This window comes from Celeribacter marinus (genome assembly GCF_965656515.1).
Taxonomy (GTDB): Bacteria; Pseudomonadota; Alphaproteobacteria; order Rhodobacterales; family Rhodobacteraceae; genus Celeribacter; species Celeribacter marinus_D.
In genome coordinates, this window is the sequence record NZ_CBFHKW010000010.1 from 45,789 (window position 1) to 47,632 (window position 1,844).

At 58.8% G+C, this 1,844-nt stretch carries 2 protein-coding genes; both read left to right on the plus strand.

Translation table 11 applies throughout. The features are described 5' to 3' along the window. Positions 1-96: 96 nt before the first annotated feature. Positions 97-999 carry an adenosylcobinamide-phosphate synthase CbiB gene (gene cbiB, locus ACTG34_RS04075; protein WP_439103735.1) on the plus strand — a complete coding sequence of 301 codons (903 nt, stop codon included), beginning with the start codon at positions 97-99 and terminating at the stop codon, positions 997-999. Between the two features lie 51 nt (positions 1,000-1,050). After that, a partial coding sequence (locus ACTG34_RS04080) for a lytic murein transglycosylase (protein ID WP_439103736.1) occupies positions 1,051-1,844 on the plus strand: 794 nt, incomplete at its 3' end.

Sequence of the window (1,844 nt, forward strand, 5' to 3'; positions counted from 1 at the left end):
AGGGCGCGTCTGGTCGCGGATATTCCCGTATTCGGAGCGTTGGATTCGCATCGGCCTACCCGCACCTGATGGATGGGATCAATTGGAGGCGGCCCTTTGACGACAGCTTTGGCATTGGCGCTTGCGATGGCGATCGACGCGCTTTTGGGCGAACCAAAATGGCTATGGTCGCGCCTCCCCCATCCCGCCGTCTTGATGGGTCGCATGATATCCGCGGGCGATCGCCGCATGAATCGTGGCTCCGCGCGCCTTATTGCGGGTGGGCTACTTGTTTTCGGGTTGGTTCTGCTGATGGGCGGCTTGGGCTGGGTGCTGTCCCATATCCCCTTTGTCGAGATTATCCTTGGTGCGATCTTGCTGGCGCAACGCTCGCTTGTCGATCATGTGCGGGCGGTGGCTCTGGGCCTTGGCGATACTGTTGCGGCGGGCCGGTTTGCCGTGGCGCAAATCGTTGGACGTGATACCGCCGACATGAACGCCCCCGCAATTGCGCGCGCCGCCATTGAATCAGGGGCCGAGAATTTTTCAGACGGGATTATCGCACCTGCATTTTGGTTCCTGATTGGCGGTTTGCCAGGTATTTTGATCTACAAAGTGGTGAACACCGCAGACAGCATGATCGGCTACCGCACCGATAAATACGAGGCCTTTGGCAAAGCTGCAGCACGATTGGACGATGTGCTCAATTGGGTGCCCGCGCGCATATCCGCGCTGCTGATTGCAATTGCAGGCGGACGCATTGATTTGGGCGGCATTGTTCGCGATGCAAAGCTACACCGCTCACCCAATGCCGGATGGCCGGAGGCGGCAATGTCACGCGCCCTTGGCGTTTCTTTGTCTGGGCCGCGCTCATATGAGGGCACGATGACGTCATTTCCATGGGTCAACTCGGACGGCCGCCATGATGCGAGCGCCGCAGATATCGACACCGCGTGCCGCATGCTTTGGCGCGCATGGGGGGTCACCCTCGCGATTGTGATCGCTCTTGCATTTGCCTAGCGCGGCCTCCCCCCTTAGGCTCTCACCACATTTACAATCAAAGAGTTTTATATGCGCCATTTTGCACTTGCGGCCCTCCTCGGTCTGACACTGATCCAACCCGCCCACGCCACCATCGCGTGCGGTGGAGATTTCGCATCTTTCGTGCAAGGCATGAAAGCCGAAGCCGTAGCCCAAGGGCATGATGCACCCACCGTGGATGCGTTTTTTGCATCGGCGCAATACAGCCCCGCCGTGATCAAGGCCGACCGTGCGCAAGGCGTGTTCAAAAAATCTTTTGTCGATTTTTCGCGCGCGGTCATTAGCCAGAACCGTATGGACAACGGTCGGTACTACGGCGAAAAATACGCCTCCGTGTTTGATCGGGTCGAACGCGACTATGGGGTGTCGCGCGGCGTGCTTTTGGCGTTTTGGGCGTTGGAAACCGATTACGGTCAGGTGCAGGGCGGTTTCAACACGCTCAATGCGTTGATGACCTTGAGCCATGATTGTCGTCGCCCCGCATTGTTCCAGCCACAGGTGTTTGCAGCCCTCGAGTTGTTCACGCATGGCGATTTTGATCCCGCGTTGACCGTTGGCGCATGGGCGGGCGAAATCGGTATGGTCCAGATGCTCCCCGCAGACATTTTGGAGAACGGTGTTGACGGTGATGGGGACGGACATGTGTCGCTGAAAACCTCCGCCCCTGACGCATTGATGTCGGGCGGAAAAATGCTGCACGCGTTGGGGTGGCGCGCGGGGGAGCCGTGGTTGCAAGAGATCACGGTGCCGCGCGATCTGGATTGGTCACAGACAGGCCTTGAGACCAAGTTGACGGTGGATCAGTGGGCGGACATGGGCGTGAC